The organism is Heliomicrobium sulfidophilum (genome assembly GCF_057715735.1).
The window spans coordinates 1-18,353 of sequence record NZ_JBVTZZ010000002.1 but is presented as its reverse complement, the minus strand read 5'-3'; the positions used below and the strand labels follow the sequence as shown (position 1 = coordinate 18,353).

Genomic DNA, 18,353 nt, shown 5'->3' with positions numbered 1-18,353 from the left:
TCAACGCGGGTGAACACTCTATTTCGCGTAAAGACATGACGTGGAAATTTTTTTGTGTAAATCCTTGGCAAGGAGAGAAAACGAACAAGTACGGGACCCGTACTTGTTTCGGCAAGAGGTTTCTAAATTCCTTGCGATAAAAAATGCCTTTCAACTTGCCGACATCCTAAAAGGCGGCTTATTGAAAGGCATCTTGCTCAATCGTGGTTGTTGCTACAAGTAGGTCGTCTTATAATGGATTCAACCGCAACAGGCGTAAAAAGCCGGAGGTGATCGAACCGTATGAGCAGTTCCCTACAGGCCATCATGAACCGCGCCACCGACAGACCGGTCAACGGCGCCGTCGAGTTTATCGTCAACGCCGGCCGTGTGCTCCTCGAAGCGAACGCCGAGGTGTACCGGGTGCAAGACACCGTCCAGAAGATGGGGACCGCTCTCGGTATCGATGAACTGGAGAGTTATGTCACCCCAGCGGGGGTCTTTGTCAGCTACATCGACAGCGAAGGGAACCTCCGCACCTTCTTCCGGCGCGTATCAAAACGGCAGGTCAATCTCGATCGGATTTCCGCCATCAATTATCTTTCCCGAAAAGTGGTCCGCCGGGAGATCCCCCTGGAGGCGGCCTTTGCGGCGTTAGAAAAGATCGAAGACACGCCGCCCCTCTATTCCCCACTGGTAAAGCTGTGCATCAGCGCGGTGATCGCCGCCGGCAGCGCCGCCATCTTCGGCGGCGGCTGGACGGAGTGCGGGGTGGCGCTGGGGATCGCTTTTCTCGCCTTTTTGCTGATCGACGGGACGAAGCTCTTCGCCATCGCCTATTTGCGCGAACTGCTCCTCGGCGCCGTCGGAACGGGACTCGTCCTGGCGGCGCGCACGGCCGTCAATTTCGACATCGGCCCTGTCGTCGTCGGGTTGCTCTTGTCGGCCATCCCAGGGGCCTATCTGGTCAACTCGGTCCGGGACATTATCGCTGGCGACCTGATCTCCGGCGCCATCCGCGGCCTCGAATCGAGCGGCCTCATGGCGGCCCTCTTCGGCGGGGCGGGCATCACGCTGGCCATGGTGGGCACCCAGTACCTGTCCGAGCCAGTGGAACCGCAGCCGCCGATCATCGCCGTCAGCTTTTTCGTTTCCGCCCTCTTTAGCATTTACAACCAGGCGCCCAAGCGAACGGTCTTTTCAGCAGGGCTGACGGGGATGCTCAGCGCGACGGTCCTTTATCTGGCGGTGGCTCAAGGGTTCACGCTGGTCCTGGGCATGTTCTGGGGCGCCATCGCAGTGGCTGTCGCCAGCGAAATCTTCGCCCGCATCCACCTCGTGCCGGTGACGGTCTTCATTGTGGGCGGTTTCATGCCGCTCCTCCCGGGGATCTGGTTCTTCCGAGCCACCCAGTATCTCTTTACAGGCAATTACCTCTATGTCCTGGAGCCGCTGATGGTCGGCGCCGGCGGCATCGTGGCCGTAGGCGCGGGCGTAGCCATCGTGACGGCGGTGATGCGGCACTGGAAACAAAACCGCTGGAACATCCGCCTGGACTGGCGGTATTGGCGGAAACGAATCCAGCGGATGTGACCGAGATGTGCCACATGTCACAGCATAGAAGCCCGGACATCGATTCCTTTAAACTGCTCGACAACTTGATGCAGCACAACCGTTGACTGATACATCGCTTCTGTCTTATTCGTCAATTCCTCCAATGTGGCCAACATTTCTTCCGCTGAAGCGCCTACATCGGTCAGGTTGCTGCCATGGCGGACAAATGTTTCTTGGATGCTGGCCAGTTCATTGGTCAAGTGGCCCAAATCCGCCTGTTGTCCATTGGCCTGGTCCGATACGGATTCCACCGTTTTGCGTATATTGATGATGCTTGCCAATATCTGTTCGATATCCTTCCCGGTAGACTGGGAGAACTGTGACGATGCTTCCAACTGATGGTCCACATCCCGTAGCGCTTTGTCCGATCGCGCCATCTCTCGGAGAACGGTAGCAATGACATCATTGATCTTTGTCGCCGTCAGACTAGTCTCATTGGCCAATTTGCGAACCTCTTCAGCAACGACACTGAATCCACGCCCTGATTCACCTGCCCTGGCTGCTTCAATGGCCGCATTCAAAGCAAGCAGATTGGTCTGTTCCGAAATCTTTTGAATCAATAAGATGAATTCACCAATACGGTCAACCGCGCCTGTCAGGTTCTCGACAACGGATAAGGAAACGATAAAGCTCTGTCTTGTCTGTGTAACGCTTTGTCCCATTTCCTGCAGGCGTTTCATGCCTGTCGTCGCCGCATCGGCAATATAGCCGCTATCCTCCCGAAGCCGTTCTAATGCTTCATGGATGGACTGGCTCTTCTGTTCCACTGATTCTGAAGAAGCCTTCAGCGTCTGGAGAGATTCAATGTTTCTTTCTAAAGCAACGCCGCTATCATTGACGGCGGCAGCGACATTGCCCATCAGTTCTTCCGATTGTTCCGATATTGTCATCAAGGTTTCGCTCGTTTTTTCAAGTTCAAAAGAGGATGCCTGCACAGAACGCATGTTATGCCGCAGGGACGCCATAAACTGGTTGAATTGGCGACAGAGATCGCCGATCTCATCCTTGGCTGCTTCCGGCAGAACTTGCCCCAGGTCTTTTTGCGAGATAATCCCGGTCACTTCCTTAATAGGCCTTACGATATTATGATTCAGCCAAAGCAAACAGGCCGTAGACAGGATCAGAAGCAAAACGACGAGGACAGTCACATGGGACAACAGCGTGTTCAGCGCAAGAATCCCGGAACGCCGTTGATCCATCGCAAAAACAGTTCCAATCGGTTTGCCGTCACCACCCATAAAGTCATGGCGTCCATAGGTTATCATCTGATCTCCGTCAATTTGCCACCCGATTTGCATGTCATTCATGACTTCTACGGCATACGTTTCTATAGGCACATCTGTCGTACTGATGCGGGCGCCGTCAGAAAAACAAAGCCCAATATCCACACCGGTAATCGCCTTACCTTGCGCCATAAGGGTTGCATCACACTTGGTGAATTGCACTACATATCCACTCGGGGTACGAAAAGAGAGATCTTCACCATCGACGACGGGTGTCAGGCCTACAATATAGAGGCCATCGGCATACTTGAAATAGGCGCTGACAAAATGCCGCTCTGCTGTCAATTTCGGCAAGAGATGGTTTTTTAGCTTATCCGTTTCTTTCAACGAAGAAGGCATGTCAGTGCTGCCAAGCAATTGGAAATCCATTGTGAAAACCATCAGTTCGTTCTGCTTATTGACTGTGTCAATAACATTTCCTTCGATCCATTCCCTGTCTTGATTCAGGATCGCCTCATGAAATTCTCCCCACTGGGTCCAGTTTGCGATCGATTCATTATTCGCATTTTCCAACGTCTTGAAATATGCATCTACGCTCTTCATTTTTGAACTGATGTTATCTTGCTCGATCGTGATGATGCGGCTTTTCATCGTCATGTAGGTATAGCCTATCCCTAGAGATAATGGAAGAAAAATGACAACCAAAAGTAATAGAAGTAACTTATGCTGTACCTTCATACTGCACCTTTCCTCTTTTCAACCATGATAACAATGTCTTAGCTTGTATTCTAATATCTCATTGTTACCATATGGTTAAAACGGTGCTTTGCTAATCAACTCTTAACATGATAATGATTGTGCATTCGATACTAGACTTGTAAGCAATTGGTTGTTTGTTTTTTTGTTCCTTTTTGAATATAATTTTACAAAACATTCCGATTTTCTATATTGTTATTTGGCTTTTTGCCACGTTTTCAGATCCTGCGGTGATCAACAGCCATTTCCATTTTCAGGTGTCTGGTTCGTTTTGTTTTCTCTACAGAACGGACAGCCCTGCACCGCCAGGGGCAGTTCCAGCCCACTCGCCTCCATCAGTTGGGCATCGAGGAGGATCGTCTTCGTCGGACCGTCAGCGACGATTTCCCCCTGCTGAACGACGATCGTCCGCTCGCAGAGGTCATAGACCATGTCAAGGTCATGGCTGGTGATGATCTTCGTATGGGGAAAGCTGCGCAGCAGGTCCATGAAGCGCCGGCGCGATTTCGGATCTAAAGCCGAGGTGGGCTCGTCCATGACGAGGATATCCGGTCCCATCGACAAGACGGAGGCGATGGCGGCGGCGCGCTTTTCCCCGCCGGAGAGCTTAAAGGGCGCGCGCTCTTTCAGGTGGGCGATCCCGACGGCCGCCAAGGCGGCCTCCACCTGCTTCTCCACTTCTTCTTCAGCAAGCTTGCTGTTGCGCGGCCCGAAGGCCACATCATCATAAACGGTCGTCATGAACAACTGATCATCAGGATCCTGAAAGACCATGCCCATCCGCTGCCGGATCTGGGGCAGGGTCTTTTTTGTCACCGGAATGTCATCGACAAAGATCTCCCCGCGCGAAGGCCACAAAAGGCCCATCAGCAACAACAGCAGCGTCGTCTTACCGGCGCCGTTGCCCCCGATGATGGCCACCGACTCTCCCGGCGCAATGTGAAAGGACAGCCCTTTGACGGCCGGGTGTCCGTCAGGATAGGTGTAGCGCAAATCTTTTACTTGCAATTTTCCGCCGCTCATGGAACCACCCCCGTAATCAAAGAACCGAGCCACGATGAAAGGTTCACCCAACGAGCCGCCAGGAAAAAGGCGCTCCAACCGGCGGCGAAGAGGATATCCCTTGCGCCCAGCTTCAGTCCCAACTCTCCGGCGTGATAATCGCCGGTAAAACCGCGCAGGCGCATGGCCTCATAAACGCGCTGGGCTCTGTCCATCGTTCTCAACAGCAGTTGCCCCGCCAGAGAGCCCCAGGCCGACCAGTGGACGCCCTTTTGCTCCGGCGCCCGCAGCGAATAGGCCATGACGGTGCGCTGCACCTCTTCCATCAGCACGGAAATATACCGGTAGGTCAGCATCAACTGGAGCACGAAGAGCTTCGGGACTTTGAAGATACGCAAGGCGACAGCGATCCGGTCCATCCCGGTCGTGGCGATCAGGATGAGCGTCGCCGTCACCGTGAGGGCGGTCTTGAGGAGCAGGGAGAAAAAGGTGAGCCATCCCGCCGAGAGGGCCACGCCGCCGATGACGACGACCTCCCGGTTCAAAAAGGGGCTCAAAACGCCGATCGTCAGCACAAAAATCTCCACGAAGAGGACGCGCTTGAGGATGGCCGCAGGCGGCAGTTCGGCAAGGGTTACGAGCATGACCGGAAAAAGGACCAGCGGCAACAGTCCCCCGATGGCCCGGCTGTCAAAAGAAGTAACCACAGCTAAGTAAATAACTGTGGTTAGCAACTTCGTGACCGGGTGAAGCCGGTGGATGGACGTCTGCTGACGCGCCAGGTCGTCCAGTTGTCTCATGCTGAGAAGCGAATCGGTAATATTCAACATCGTTGCCCGTCCCCGTCGGGTTTTTTACCGGAAGATGCCCTTTTGTTTAGACGTTCAGCTTTCGTTGCTGTCGCTTCGTCAAATGGATCAGGAATCCGATCAAAGCGGACAGGGCCAGTGTGAGCAGGCCGCCGACGATGCCCGATACAGAGGTTCCCGCGTTGACATTGGGCCAGGCGGATTCGGCAGACTCGGCGGATTCGCTTGATTCAAGCGCCTGTGTCTCCGTTGGCTCCGTCTCCGCGGATTTGAAGTCGTAGTCCGGCAAAATGGCGGTCTTGCTCTGGATGTCGGCGAAAACATGATAGAGGTCACCGGAGGCCTCCAGTTCGGCTGTTCCCGCCACCTTCTCCATGGACCATTCCAATCCGTCCGGATTGGCCGAGGCAAACCAGGACAACAGGCCGCCAACAATCACGGCGGAGATCGCCAACCCCTGCAACACTTTGCGGTAAGAGATATCACCATAGGCGCGACCGGCGGTCACCTGTTCCAGGATCTCCGGGCGGCTTTTCCAGACGAAAGTGATGACAGCGGCGGTCACCAGCCCTTCCACCACGCCGATGGCCAGGTGGATCGGCTGCATCAACAAGAGGAATGTATTAAAGGGCAGTTCCGTCTTGCCCGATAAGAGCGTCTCCATAACCACGCTGAAAGCGCCCAGTTGGAGTCCGACGATCGCCGAGATGAGCGAGGCCACGAGGATACGGTTCGCCGTCAGGCCTTTTTTTATGATGCCTTTATAAATCAACGGGTAGGCGACAAAACAGGTGTACACGCCGAGATTGAAGAGGTTGCAACCGTAGGCGAGCAGACCGCCGTCGGCAAAAAAGAGTGCCTGAATGAGTAAGATGGAGGCCATCGTCAAAAAGCCGGCATGCGGACCAAGCAGGATCGATAGCAGCATGCCGCCGCCAAGATGTCCGCTCGACCCGGTGCCGGGAATGGAAAAGTTGATCATCTGGGCAGCAAAAACGAAAGCGCCCATCACCCCCATCATGGGGATGATCTTGTCATCGATATTGCGCTGGACTTTTTTCATCGAATAGGCCGCCACTCCAGCGGCAGCAGCCCACAGGGTCCCTCCCACGACAGGAGAGATGAGCGCGTCGGCCATATGCATTTTCCCTGAACCCCTCTCAAAAAAATGACCCATAACGGGTGTGTCACCAATCCCTTTCATAGGGACAACTACCCTTCATGGGCCGAGTTTTGAGATATTAATCCGAACCGCGCGAAGTCTTCATGACTTCAGTGTTTCTAATCTATCATCATCTTTGGGGAGCGTCAAGTTATGGAAGCTTGGTCATCGTTATTCCCAAGCCTGCTATACAGTGATTTTCAGCAAAAAGTCGTCATAATTCTTCGCTTGCTTAAACTGAACATCTTGGGCAACGGCTTTGAAATGAAGTTTTCCGCACTTGATCTTTGTTTTTTCCACTTCATTCAGATCCTTATCCTCTTTGTCTATCTTCGTTTCCACGATAAAGAAGAGCTTGGCTTGATCATTCTCTCCTTTACGAATCACGGCCCAGTCGGGAGAATATTCGCCATAGGGCGTATCAATGACGAAGCCTCCCTTTTTGATCTTGGTATATAGCAGCACTTTCTCGTCTTCTTCGAGTCTTTTGGCGAATTGGAGTTCACCATCGCTGTCGAACTTGTAATACTTATGGACGGCTCTGCCTTTATCTGCGCTCGTCTGAAAGACGAGCGATGCGGCGTCATCAAGCATACCCATGTCGATCGAATCGGCTTCGAATATGGTCGACTCGTCAAAAACATAGCCGTCAATGGCTTCATAGCGGACAACGCCTTTTGCCATGAAATCGGTTCGTTTTTCCTTGATCTTTTGCGTCACTACATCGAGGATGTCTTGATTCTTTAGGAGGGTTGCCTTCTCCAGCTTCGATATGATCTTAAAAATGGCCAGACGGGGCAGCAGGGTGTGGTACATGATATAGTTGATGATCTCGAACTGGCTTTTTTGCAAATCCAGCCCTTCCGGTTCACTGAAAAAGGTCTGTTGCACCGAATCAGAGAGGCGGAACTTTTTCTGTTCGTCAAACTCTGCCTTGCCTGATTCAATATTGTACTCGTAGAGGACCCGCTTAAACCGCAGGAGTTCGTTCAGTTCTCTCGCCGATTCTTCGATGAAGGCATCACTATCGATGTTAACTTGATAGAGGGTCCGTTGGGACATGCGCTTGCCCAGTTCCTTGAGCAGTTGTTCAAATTGCTCTTCTGATATATAACTGTGGGCGCCATTCTCGATGGGTTCTTCGTCGCCGTTTTTAATGAGAATCTTCTTGCTGCCTTTTGCCTGCATCGCTTCAATAAAGGCTTTCTTGATCATGATGCTGTGCTCTTGCAGCGTTTCATGGATAAAGGTGATGGCTTCAATTTTCTTGGCGTCTTTGGTCAGTATGCCCTCTTTGTTGATGATGTTCTGTTCGATCAGTTCTTTTCGAAGGGGTTCCGTCAGGTCGATGATCTTGTTTTCCGGAATGCCGGCATTCCGGAGTGAGGCATGAATCACATCGATGGTGACTTCTTCCTTATTGAAGCCGGCCTGTTCATTAAAATCTTTTTGGAGTGCTGCGGCAAAATGGTCATAGTAATCATTGGCGATGACGGTCAATTCATTGATCGTCTTGTCTGTGCAACGGGTGCCTTCAATATCTACGGAGAGGCGCAATCCTCTGCCGATCTCTTGTTTTTTGGCTATATCGGAGCCGCCTTTTTTCAAGGTGCAGAGGGTAAAGACATTCGGGTTATCCCAGCCTTCCCGCAACGCCGAGTGGGAGAAGATGAACGCCAAGGGTTCCTCAAAGGATATGAGCTCGTCTTTCTTCTCTAGGATCAGTTCAATGCCCCGGTCGATATCTTCTTGGGACTTGGCTTTCAGCTTATCTTCATCCATCACCTTGTCCCAATCTTCAATCTCTACGGCATTTTTGTGCTTATCGACGGCAAAATAGCCTTCTCTCACCTTGTGTACATTTTTATAATCTTTAAACAGCTCCGGGTATTCGACAAAAAGCTGCTTCCCCTTTATATCCGTGATGATCTTGCTATACTCTTCGTCAAAAATGCGCAGGTATTCCCCTCGGCCATCAGGGGAGCTGGTGTCTCTATACTTGTTGACGGCGTCTATGAAGAACAAGGTGAGGACTTTGATTTTTCTTCCGCTCTTCAAGATCTTGTATTGTTTCTCCAAGTGGCTCTTAATGGCCAGCCTGATTTGGATTCGAATCGTCTCTTCATCACTGATGTTGGCATTGTTTTCTCCGACGGCAAGCTCCAGGATATCGTCCCAATTGCTGATTTTCAGCTTTTTCAGCTTGTGCGGATCTTCCATGACGAACATGTTTTTGTATTGAACCAGGTTCCCAGAGCATTCAAAAAGAGAGTCGCCGCCTCGGACTTTGACCTGCTTCTTGCGAATCTGCCCGCCCTGCTCGACACAGAACAGTTCGATCTTGGCAAAGAGGTCTTTCGTAAACTCTACGTAACGAACGTAAGGGAAGTCTTTCGGTATGGCGCCGTGGACGGTTTTTACCTGGATCTTCTTGACGAGATTGTTATAATAGGCATCGTAGGAATCGAGCTTGTAGACCTGGTTGTGCCGGCTTTTATGGGTGGCCGAATAGCGCAGGACAAACAAGGGGTTGATCCCCTCGATGGCTTCCAGCGAGGCGCTCTTCTTCTTCGCTGTGCCCTCGATTTTTTGCGGTTCGTCGATGATGACGATGGGGTGAATGTACCGGATGTCTTCCCAGAGGATCTGGCCGTATTCGTCGGATTGACGGATTTTGTTGGAATCTTTATTGAAGGCCTGGATGTTCATGACCACGATGCTGAGGTCTCTCGTCTCCACAAAACTGCTGCTGATCTTTTTCAAGTTCTTGGAGTCGTAGACGAAGGCATGGTTCATAATGTCCAGGCCGTCGTAGATGCCTTTGAAGTGTTCCCGCAACATGGTGATGGTTTTCTCTACGCCTTTTCGAATGGCAATGGTCGGTACAACGATCATGAACTTCGTAAAGCCATAAGCGCGGTATAATTCGAGAATGGTCCGCAGGTACACGTAGGTCTTGCCTGTGCCTGTTTCCATCTCGATGGTGAAGTTGTTCCCTTTCAGTTCATGATCGGTGAACAGCTTGTTTTTTTGCTGCACCTCGCGAAGGTTGTGCAAGAGCCTCGCCGGTGACGCCAGTTGCGGGTTGCGCACAGGATCGCCTTCGCCAAGTTTCTTCATTCTCTGTAGTTGATGATAAATGGTTCCGTCATCGTGGCGGTTAACGCCTTTAAAGAGGTTGACGACAGAGGTAACAGCATCTTTCTGATAGTCCAGCCTGTCATCAAATTGGAACGCAATGCGGTTGGTCATCATGGCACCCCTTATATGAACTCGACGCGATAGGCTTTCTTCTTCACACCGCTGTTTTTCTTCATCTGCGCTTCCAACCGAAGCATGCTGTTGGTTTTCAAGCTGATATCGGCGCCGAAGGCGCTGTCACGGAAGATGATCTTGGTGGGCATGGGCTCGATGGCGGCGATTTTATCAATCATGCTTTCCGTTACGTTTTCTTCCAAGCAAACGAGAACGGTGTCGGCGAAGATGTAGGTTCGTTCACCGATGGAAGCTACTTTCTCCACCTTGGACGATAAGGGGATATCCCGGTGACGGAGCAGGATCTCATAAACCACATCAAGATCGGTAAAGCCGGGGGTGAAGTCCAGCCTGTCTTTATCGGTCATGGCGCTTTCATCAAGTGTCATTTGATCGGACTTCATCGCTTCACTGAACCAACGGATATTGGTGTCGGCCACTTTGAAGACCTTGAAGCCGATGTCCAGGTTTTCGATGCCCTCTTTGTCTCTGTTTTCTTCGATGATCTTGTCTCCGGCTCTGCGGATGCGTTCTTTGCCGATTTCGCAAATATTTCTATACCCTAATTTGAATGCTTCTGACTTTTCATCACAAGGTTCTGGAATCTGTACCAAGATAAATTTTAGGTGTGTTCCTTCTTCTGCATTTTTCTTTATTATGGAATGAGCGGTTGTCCCACTACCAGAAAAGAAATCCAAAACAATATCGTTATCCCTTAAATCAGTCATTTCAGTAATTTTTTCCATCAAGTGTATTGGTTTAACATAGTTAAATACACCACTCGCTAAAAGATTTTTAACTTCATTTGTGCCATTTTGATAATTAAATTCCTTTTCTTCCCATATAGATTTTGCTTTGGTTCTTTTTATTTCACCTTTTGCGGAAAGATAGTCTTTCTGAAAGATGTCCCATGCTTTTTTCCCTTCACGCATAACTTCTTTTGGAATGATAAGGTCAATGTTGTCAAGTAATTTTTCTTTACTCCAGCGCCAAGTACCCTCCTCATTGGTACTTGGTTGAATGGGTAGCACAGGAACAGTAAAATTATTATCTTGTACAAGTGAAACAGTTTCTTTATCGGGATTAACATAAATTGGATAATAAAGGTTTGGTCTTTCGCTTCTTCTCCAAAATCCACCTCTTTGACGTAAACCTAATAATCTGTATACACCCCTATCATCCCTCATATTATATTCTGATATCATCTCATCAGATAGTTTATGACCCACTATATTTGCAGAAATAGAGCTTTTGGTGTATACAATTAAATATTCATGCATTCCTGCTAATTCGCTTTTGGATTGGGAACCCCTTGGATTACTTTTGATTATAATAATTCCTATTAAATTATTATCTCCGAACACTTCGTCGCACAGTTTACTTAAGTTATACAACTCGTTATCGTCAATTGATATAAAAATCACTCCATCTTCTGTCAACAAGTCTTTTGCCACCTTCAACCGAGGATACATCATTGACAACCAATTGGAATGATACCGTCCGTTGCTCTTTTGGTTAACGATCAGATCAGACGCTCTCCCTTTTCGTCTATCTCCCCTTCCAATGCACTGTTTTCACGCTGATCCATCGCAAAGTTATCTTTGTAGATGAAATCATTGCCCGTGTTGTACGGCGGATCAATGTAGATCATCTTCACCTTGTTGTAATAACTGTTTCGGAGCAGCTTCAAAACCTCTAAGTTATCCCCTTCTATATACAGGTTCTCCGTCGTCTCCGGGTGTTTGCTTTCTTCCGGCACATATTTCAAGGTTCGACCGACCACGTCCTGGTTGGCTAGCTTTTTCGCTTCTTCCTTGCCGGCCCACCCCAGTTCGTAGCGCTCTGACATTTTCTCGCTGACCGATTCAAATTGTCCCAGTTCCGCTTTCAAGGCTTCCAAGTCCACTTGCCCGTCTTTCACGGCAGCAGGAAAGAGTTGGGCCAGCTTTTTTACATTTTCAGCGATCGGATTGAATATTTCCTTTTGAACTTTTGAGAACTCCATGTTCTTCCTCCCTAAGCAGTTTCGATTATGTCGTTCAATTGGGCATATAGGCGTTTTAGCTCTCCGTTGAGCCTCGCCTGCTCGGCGACGGTTCTGGCTGAATTAAGATCGTTTTTCTTCTGTTGCGTTTCCTTGAGGCAACCGTAGAGGCGCAATGTCTTCTCCCGGTTATACCATATCTTTGAAGGCAGGAGCCCCTTCATGCCTGACCACAGGGACAGGTTGGAGATGACATGGGCCTTGCCCATCATTTCCAGGTAATAGTCCAGCTTGTTGCCCCTGTTGCCGATTTTGTCAAAAAAGATGTGCTCTTCCATTAACCTGCTGACCTCGTCGGCGAAGCGCATCGACGTGGCAGCGGAACATAGCATATCTTCGAGGACGATCTGGGTCCTGTCTTGTCGATTCAGCCTTTTGTGGGCAAAGCAAAAGATCTGCTGCTGGCTGTGGTCATAGAACCGGATGACACAGAAGGGTTTGACGAGACGCTGGAAGAGCGTTCCGGTAAAGGGGGCATGCTTCAAGGCGCTCAGGCGGACTGTGAAAAAGAGGATCGCCTGGCAGTCGTATTCGTCATTGATCAGGGACGGGATCGCTTCTCCGGCGATCTGGTAAGATAGCCGCACCTCTTGTACGTTCTCTTTGAGTCGCTTTTTCTCTGCCGGTGTCACTTCGGATGTCAGGAAGGTTTTCACGGCAAAGGTTTTCTCGACCCGGTAGGTGTCGGGAATGGCCAGCATGGCTTCACCTCTATTCGACGACCAGAAAAGAGATCAACTCAAAATCGTCGCTGGTTGCATTGGCAAATTCGTTGTTATAGCCGCCGAAGTCAAAAATGGTTGCCTCTGCCTTTCTCTCTTCATCGCCTTGTATGGCCGCTATGGCCTTATTGAGCAGGTGGGAATAGACGGACATGTCTTCGGCATTTTTGGTGCGCTTGTTAAAGGCTTTGAACAATGCGGGATCAGGCTTGTCTCTGCCAACAGCCATTTTCCGGAAGGCTTTCAAGGCTTCACGGGCATTCTGGTTGCCATAGTAAACCTGGCCGTCTTTGCTGATGTAGATGACATAATAGGGATAGATGGAACTGTCTGTGGCGGGTTTCGCCTTATCTTTCTGGTATCGGAAACAGAAAAGGCAACCCTGCTTTTCGCCATCCACTATGGAATAGACCCCAGGGGGGACGCAATCGATCTCTGGATGGTTCTTGACATATCCCGATAATTCGTACAGGTAATCGTTCATGTTCAAGTCGGTCAGGGATAGGTTGTCATTCAGTTCATCTATCTCAATCACTTCTTCTTGCAAGCGCTCCAACTGTCTTTTCCGGAAGATGAAGTCGTTCATTTCGGGGGAGAGGAAGTCTTCATCGCCTGTCGATGACAGGTTTACGGCCATCATTTTTCCTTTGACTCTCTGTTCGAGTCGGAGATATTCGTTCAGTTCCAGGTTCGGGAAGAAGTTGATCATGGCGATCTGTTTGTTCTGGCTGCCGATGCGATCGATCCGGCCAAAGCGCTGAATGAGGACGACGGGATTCCATTGGATGTCGTAGTTGATCACGGTGTCACAGTCTTGCAGGTTCTGTCCTTCTGAAATGCAGTCGGTGGCGATGACCACATCGATCTGCTCCTGTTTCGGCAACGCTTGTCCCCGTTTTGACAGGGGAGAAAAGTGGCGCAGGATCGTGTTGAATTCGGAACGGATCTGCTTCATCGTTGTCCGCGGTTCGCCCGAGCCTGTAATGGAAGCTACGTTGATTTGATGCTTGGAGAGTTCTGGGGCGATGTGGCGGTAAAGATAGTTGGCTGTATCGGCAAAGGCCGTGAAGATGAGGATTTTTCGGTTTCCCTGGTTATAGGGCGTATGGATGATTTTATCGACAATGACCTCTTCCAGCTTTTTTAGCTTGGCGTCCCTTTTTTCGTTCAACAGTTGTTGGGCCTTGCTGTACAAGCCTTCTAAGATGTTTTTGTCGTAGTACAGGTCTTCGAGAAAATCGGCCGCGATCAGATGCTCCACTTTGATCTCATATTTGTAGTTCAAGACGACATCTTCTTCGCTGTAGTCTTCGCCTTCCAGTTGCACGTCCCCCGTTTGGCTGCGGCTGATCGCATCGATGTAATCGTTTATTCTCGCGAGCAGTCTCCGGATCGTCTCGGAAAAGGCAAAGACGGAGCTTTCCAGTCGTTTGAAGAGGTTAAACCGGTGCAGCCGAGCGTTGATCAGTTCGCGGCTTTCATGGTAGAACAAAACCCTGTCGCCGTGAACGGTCTGATATTTTTTTCGGTAATACTCTTTATATTCTGATTTGATGTAGGTCATGGGCGCATAGACAGCCAGTTTCAGGGATTCTAACACTTCATTGGTCTCTTGAAAGGATAACAGGCGATTTTGTGTATCAATTTCTGGATAATAGGTCTTTGGCGGCAGTTTTTCCGGAAAATTGCCTATGCTTTGGTTGCCATAATAGCCTGTGATGTGCCGGCGGCTGCGGGAGATGGTCAACATTTCAAGGAGCTTGAAGAATTCGCCCGGCAGCCGATCGAGGAGGGCGTTCTTCGTCCGCTCATCGTCTTTCATCCAGTCATTGATTTCCTTCTGGGCTTTGCGAAGCAGGTTGGACAGGCTGCTGATGCCGGCTTCCTCAAAGGCATGGTCTTGGTCTGCCGTGATGATGTTGATCTGGTTTTTAAGATCGATCAATGAGTTGTTCACGGGAGTTGCCGATAAGAGCAGCACTTTCGTGCCACGCCCTCGTTTGATGATGTCATTGAGCAGTTTCATGTAGCGGCTCTGGTGTTCGGGGTCCTCGTTTCGGTTGCGAAAGTTATGGGATTCGTCGATGACAACCAGATCGAAGTTGCTCCAGTTGACCCTAGCCAAGTCGATGCCGCTTTTCGAGTAGCCTTTGGTGCGTGTTAGATCGGTATGACAAAGGATTTTGTAGTTGAAGTTGTCTTTGACAAAAGCGTTATCGACATATGGGTTCTTGAAGGAGTCCCAGTTGTCATAGAGTTTGGCCGGACACAAGACGAGCACATTGTCTTCCCTGAGTTCAAAATACTTGATCACTGCGAGGGCCTCAAAGGTTTTACCTAAGCCTACGCTGTCTGCGATGATGCAGCCGTTGTATTTGTTGATCTTTTGAATGGCCGAGACGACGGCGTCTTTCTGGAATTCGTAGAGGCTGTTCCAGATGATCGTCTTCTTGAATCCGCTTTTGTCCTTTTCAAAGCGGTCAATGCCGCTGTCAAGGTAATCTCCAAAGATCTCTTTCAAGGTGAAGTAGTAGAGGAATTCCGGGGAGTAGTCTTTGTATACGTAGGTTAGGCTTTCAAGCAACTGTTCCTTGTAATCTTCCGTATAGGCCGGGTTGTTCCATACGATCTGAAACATTCGTTGGAACTTGTCTATCTCTGTTTTGGACAGGACCATCGAGTTGAAGTGAATGGGCGCAACGTCGCCTCGCTTCGTCTTTTTGGCGAGTTCCAGGGAGGATGTGCCGTGGATGGCCACTTCATCATCGATCATGATGAGATGATGTTGCCGGTTATCTTGTCCGGTTCTTTGGCTTTGTGGACGTGTACATGCTTTTGGATAAAGGTGTACATCGACTTGGCTTTGGCAAAATGCTGGAGCTTGTTTTTCTGGATGATGTCATATGCATTAAAAAACAGTTCCCGATCGCGGTGTTGGATTTCAAACTCGCGAGGCACTTCGTTGCTGCCGGGGATGTTTTGGGTATTGCGGATAATCAAGTTGATGGTATCTACGTTTTTCAGATTCTTCGAGAGCTCGCTAAAGACGGATAAGGTGAGTTTGTCGTTGATGATGTTTATCTTTCTGCCTTTTTTCGCCTTCAATAATTCATTGAGCGTCACTATCAGTTGGTCGTTGGAAGTGATCACTTCGTTCACCCTGCCAGCCTCCAAGTTTAACAATTGTTTTGCAACGCGTCACATTAGGACCTTATTTTCTTGGTCTTATAGCAGGTCTATTGATTGGCTCTAATTGGTAATATACTGCAATAGTGTTTAGAATTCCTTCTTTGGAGTTCAACAGAATGACACAATGGTTTTTTACTTGGCTATTTGATACGCTGGATCAGGCGCCCCATCTGCTGGCGTATATCCACGCGAAAACATCAATTCGACGCAGTTTCGAGTAGTAAAAAAACGCCCCGGATATACTCCGGAGCGTTTTTTACTTGGTTCAAACCCAAATTCTAGAGCGGAGCCCCTCATTCGCTGTATTTCATGACGTTTCAAAAAATCAGAGAAAACGTTTATCAAGGGCAATGGCTTCGACACGCTTTCTTCGCCAGCAATGAGTTCCATCAGGTATTCCTTGATTTGTTCATCGCTGATTCGCATTCCATCTTGTCTCCCTTGAATACCCTGGTTGTGGCCGTCCGCCATTGTATGCGCGCTCTTTCGGTTCTCTCTGTAGACGTTGGCGCCGAGCGTAGTAGGTGGCTTCGTGAATGCCGATGACAGGCAAGACAAAGGCAGTGCTGGCTTCTTCCCGGGTTATCCATTCATCGGCAACGTCTAGTTTTTCCGATAGTCCGGGTTCTTCTTTTTTATCAAGTCCTGCAATATTTGAATTTCTAAAGCCTTTTCGCCAAGTAACTTTTTGAGCGCCATGTTTTCCGATTCCAATTGTTTGAATTCTTGTGCGGATGGCACATAGGGAGCAATTTGCTTTGCATTCGCCGGTGCTTCTTGGAAGCCTTTGTGTTGCGATTCTCGAATCCAATAATGCAGTCGCTTCGGATCGATCCCATGTCGGCGGGCCACTTGTGTTGCATTTCCCACTTCCATGGCTTCCTGGATCAGTTGCTCTTTCAGTTCTTTTGGGTATCGATTTCGTCTCATTTTCTTGACCCCTCCATATGTTCTCATTGTAGCCCACTGGAGGGTCTAGGCTCAAATATAATTAGGGGGGGTTTATAGTTTTTTTAGGGTAAAAGGGTGGAATGATTGTTTCAATCCACGCACCCGCACAGGGTGCGACGTTCTTACCTCACACCGAGTATCTTGCCACTTCTGTGTTTCAATCCACGCACCCGCACAGGGTGCGACACCTATCCCCGTTTCCAGCCTACCTATGAGGGATTGTTTCAATCCACGCACCCGCACAGGGTGCGACATAGTGTACCAAAATCAAAGGAGATATGCAAGATGGTTTCAATCCACGCACCCGCACAGGGTGCGACTTCGAATTCAATTCTTCCACCGTCAAAGGTGCGCCGTTTCAATCCACGCACCCACACAGGGTGCGACCAGGCCACTCCTTCCCTTTCTATCCTGCTCCGGTCGTTTCAATCCACGCACCCGCACAGGGTGCGACAAGGAGGATGCAAAGGATAGCCCCCCGCCAATCATGGTTTCAATCCACGCACCCGCACAGGGTGCCATGAATGGCCGTTTTTCATTGCCGTAATTCCATTAGCAACCAGTGTGATTTGTGGATTTTGGGTACCCATATGTCCAAGAATCGCGTTGATTCAATCGGCCTTGGGCATATGGGTACCCAAACATATCCTTGAGAGAAGATTGCCTCTTCGGCGCGGTTGTCCGGGGAAGCCTTGACGCGGCAGGGTTGCCGTTTGGCGCCGACGGGAACTCAGGAACAAGGAACCCTGAGTTTCCGTCGGGGTTTACATTTTACCCTGCCGGTCAAGGCCGCTGCGCGCCGGCAAGCCGGTTCCCCGGTCAACCTGACGTCATCACCACTTCTTTCGGTATGCCGCCGAAGTAGGCCCAGCAACGATCGAAGGTTTCGCAAAGGCTGGCGGTGGTAAAGGGCGTCGCTCGCCATTCCAGGTATCGGTAGCGAGAATGGGACAGGATGGCGCCAAAGCCGTAGACACGGATTTTCCGACCACTCTCTGTGGTGGCCCAGGCGAAACCGAAGTCGACTTGGACTTGTTGGCCCATGGGCGGGTCCACGACGGCCTGGTATTGGCGCTCATGATGGCGTGGTTTCGGCAGACCGTGCTTTCGTCGCAGTTTGCTCAAAAACCGACGCAATGTCCGTTCGCTTTCCCGGTACACGGCGTAATGTTGTTTCAGCCGGTCGTGAACCTGGGCTGCGCTGAGATCGGGGTGTTCCGTTAACCAATGAACGAGGATGTCGGTGTAGGGATCGTGCTTGTTTTTCCGCGTCGTGGCTGCTGACCGGCAGCTTGTGAAATCATCGGGGGTCATTCGCCAATACTTCCGCACGGTCTTGATATTCACGTCGAGAAAACGGGCCACCTGGGAAGGCTTCAGTCCCTGATCTTTTTGGTGATGAATCTGTGCGTACATTTTCCACCCCATCAATGGATTTCGACGGCCTCCTTGCAATGCTGGATGATATACGTGCCGTCTTCTTCTGCCGCGATCAGGTGGCCTGCTGTTGCATGGCTTTCTCAGGCGTGAATCGCTGGCGGTACCCGTTCTGACGACCCGCACATTGTACCAGACATCCAAGGCAAGTGACCGTTTTTTGTCCATTTTTAATGGCCAAAATTCATCCCTTTTAGTTTACCGTTCACA

12 protein-coding genes, 1 pseudogene and 1 CRISPR repeat array are annotated in these 18,353 nt (G+C 50.0%); of the genes and pseudogenes, 1 reads left to right on the top strand and 12 read right to left on the bottom strand.

Features of this window, described 5'->3' with window-relative positions:
* Nucleotides 1-282: 282 nt before the first annotated feature.
* Nucleotides 283-1,572 carry a threonine/serine exporter family protein gene (locus AC0CW1_RS00590; protein WP_488181212.1) on the top strand — a complete coding sequence of 430 codons (1,290 nt, stop codon included), beginning with the start codon at nucleotides 283-285 and terminating at the stop codon, nucleotides 1,570-1,572.
* A gap of 17 nt (nucleotides 1,573-1,589) precedes the next feature.
* Here the strand turns inward: AC0CW1_RS00590 and AC0CW1_RS00585 are convergent, their stop codons facing one another.
* The 12 genes and pseudogenes from AC0CW1_RS00585 to AC0CW1_RS00530 form a co-directional block, all read right to left on the bottom strand.
* The gene (locus AC0CW1_RS00585) at nucleotides 1,590-3,554 is read right to left on the bottom strand and encodes a methyl-accepting chemotaxis protein (protein WP_488181211.1); all 1,965 of its coding nucleotides are present in this window, start codon (nucleotides 3,552-3,554) and stop codon (nucleotides 1,590-1,592) included.
* A 252-nt stretch (nucleotides 3,555-3,806) separates the two neighbouring features.
* A complete protein-coding gene (locus AC0CW1_RS00580; protein ID WP_488181210.1) occupies nucleotides 3,807-4,595 on the bottom strand; it encodes an energy-coupling factor ABC transporter ATP-binding protein in 789 nt (262 codons plus the stop codon).
* A complete protein-coding gene (cbiQ, locus tag AC0CW1_RS00575; protein ID WP_488181209.1) occupies nucleotides 4,592-5,404 on the bottom strand; it encodes a cobalt ECF transporter T component CbiQ in 813 nt (270 codons plus the stop codon). Before cbiQ ends, AC0CW1_RS00580 begins: the two co-directional genes overlap by 4 nt.
* Before the next feature lie 46 nt (nucleotides 5,405-5,450).
* Entirely contained in the window at nucleotides 5,451-6,527 is a 1,077-nt protein-coding gene (locus tag AC0CW1_RS00570) for an energy-coupling factor ABC transporter permease (protein WP_488181208.1), read from the bottom strand.
* Between the two features lie 204 nt (nucleotides 6,528-6,731).
* On the bottom strand, nucleotides 6,732-9,797 hold the full coding sequence (locus AC0CW1_RS00565) for a restriction endonuclease (protein ID WP_488181207.1): 3,066 nt from the start codon (nucleotides 9,795-9,797) through the stop codon (nucleotides 6,732-6,734).
* Between the two features lie 11 nt (nucleotides 9,798-9,808).
* Nucleotides 9,809-11,805, bottom strand: a pseudogene (locus AC0CW1_RS00560) (site-specific DNA-methyltransferase).
* A gap of 11 nt (nucleotides 11,806-11,816) precedes the next feature.
* A complete protein-coding gene (locus AC0CW1_RS00555; protein WP_488181206.1) occupies nucleotides 11,817-12,545 on the bottom strand; it encodes a DUF4391 domain-containing protein in 729 nt (242 codons plus the stop codon).
* 10 nt (nucleotides 12,546-12,555) lie between these two features.
* Nucleotides 12,556-15,339 (bottom strand): helicase-related protein, encoded by a 2,784-nt coding sequence (locus tag AC0CW1_RS00550; RefSeq protein WP_488181205.1) that lies wholly within the window; start codon nucleotides 15,337-15,339, stop codon nucleotides 12,556-12,558.
* Complete coding sequence (locus AC0CW1_RS00545) at nucleotides 15,336-15,725, bottom strand: phospholipase D-like domain-containing protein (RefSeq protein WP_488181204.1); 390 nt, start codon at nucleotides 15,723-15,725, stop codon at nucleotides 15,336-15,338. The genes AC0CW1_RS00550 and AC0CW1_RS00545 overlap by 4 nt, the downstream gene beginning before the upstream one ends.
* Before the next feature lie 162 nt (nucleotides 15,726-15,887).
* Nucleotides 15,888-16,181 (bottom strand): hypothetical protein, encoded by a 294-nt coding sequence (locus tag AC0CW1_RS00540; protein ID WP_488181202.1) that lies wholly within the window; start codon nucleotides 16,179-16,181, stop codon nucleotides 15,888-15,890.
* 177 nt (nucleotides 16,182-16,358) lie between these two features.
* Entirely contained in the window at nucleotides 16,359-16,685 is a 327-nt protein-coding gene (locus AC0CW1_RS00535; protein ID WP_488181201.1) for a transposase, read from the bottom strand.
* Nucleotides 16,686-16,792: 107 nt separating this feature from the next.
* A CRISPR array of direct repeats spans nucleotides 16,793-17,225; the repeat unit is 29 nt; unit sequence GTTTCAATCCACGCACCCGCACAGGGTGC.
* A gap of 300 nt (nucleotides 17,226-17,525) precedes the next feature.
* Nucleotides 17,526-18,137, bottom strand: a complete 612-nt coding sequence (locus tag AC0CW1_RS00530) for a transposase (protein WP_488181200.1) — start codon at nucleotides 18,135-18,137, stop codon at nucleotides 17,526-17,528.
* Between the last annotated feature and the right edge of the window lie 216 nt (nucleotides 18,138-18,353).

Bases quoted from the DNA above. Each gene is read 5' to 3' on its own strand.
- AC0CW1_RS00555 (WP_488181206.1), bottom strand. From the start codon at position 12,545: ATGCTGGCCATTCCCGACACCTACCGGGTCGAGAAAACCTTTGCCGTG.
- AC0CW1_RS00535 (WP_488181201.1), bottom strand. From the start codon at position 16,685: ATGAGACGAAATCGATACCCAAAAGAACTGAAAGAGCAACTGATCCAG.
- AC0CW1_RS00590 (WP_488181212.1), top strand. From the start codon at position 283: ATGAGCAGTTCCCTACAGGCCATCATGAACCGCGCCACCGACAGACCG.
- AC0CW1_RS00585 (WP_488181211.1), bottom strand. From the start codon at position 3,554: ATGAAGGTACAGCATAAGTTACTTCTATTACTTTTGGTTGTCATTTTT.
- AC0CW1_RS00580 (WP_488181210.1), bottom strand. From the start codon at position 4,595: ATGAGCGGCGGAAAATTGCAAGTAAAAGATTTGCGCTACACCTATCCT.
- AC0CW1_RS00540 (WP_488181202.1), bottom strand. From the start codon at position 16,181: ATGCGAATCAGCGATGAACAAATCAAGGAATACCTGATGGAACTCATT.
- cbiQ (WP_488181209.1), bottom strand. From the start codon at position 5,404: ATGTTGAATATTACCGATTCGCTTCTCAGCATGAGACAACTGGACGAC.
- AC0CW1_RS00565 (WP_488181207.1), bottom strand. From the start codon at position 9,797: ATGACCAACCGCATTGCGTTCCAATTTGATGACAGGCTGGACTATCAG.
- AC0CW1_RS00550 (WP_488181205.1), bottom strand. From the start codon at position 15,339: ATGATCGATGATGAAGTGGCCATCCACGGCACATCCTCCCTGGAACTC.
- AC0CW1_RS00570 (WP_488181208.1), bottom strand. From the start codon at position 6,527: ATGCATATGGCCGACGCGCTCATCTCTCCTGTCGTGGGAGGGACCCTG.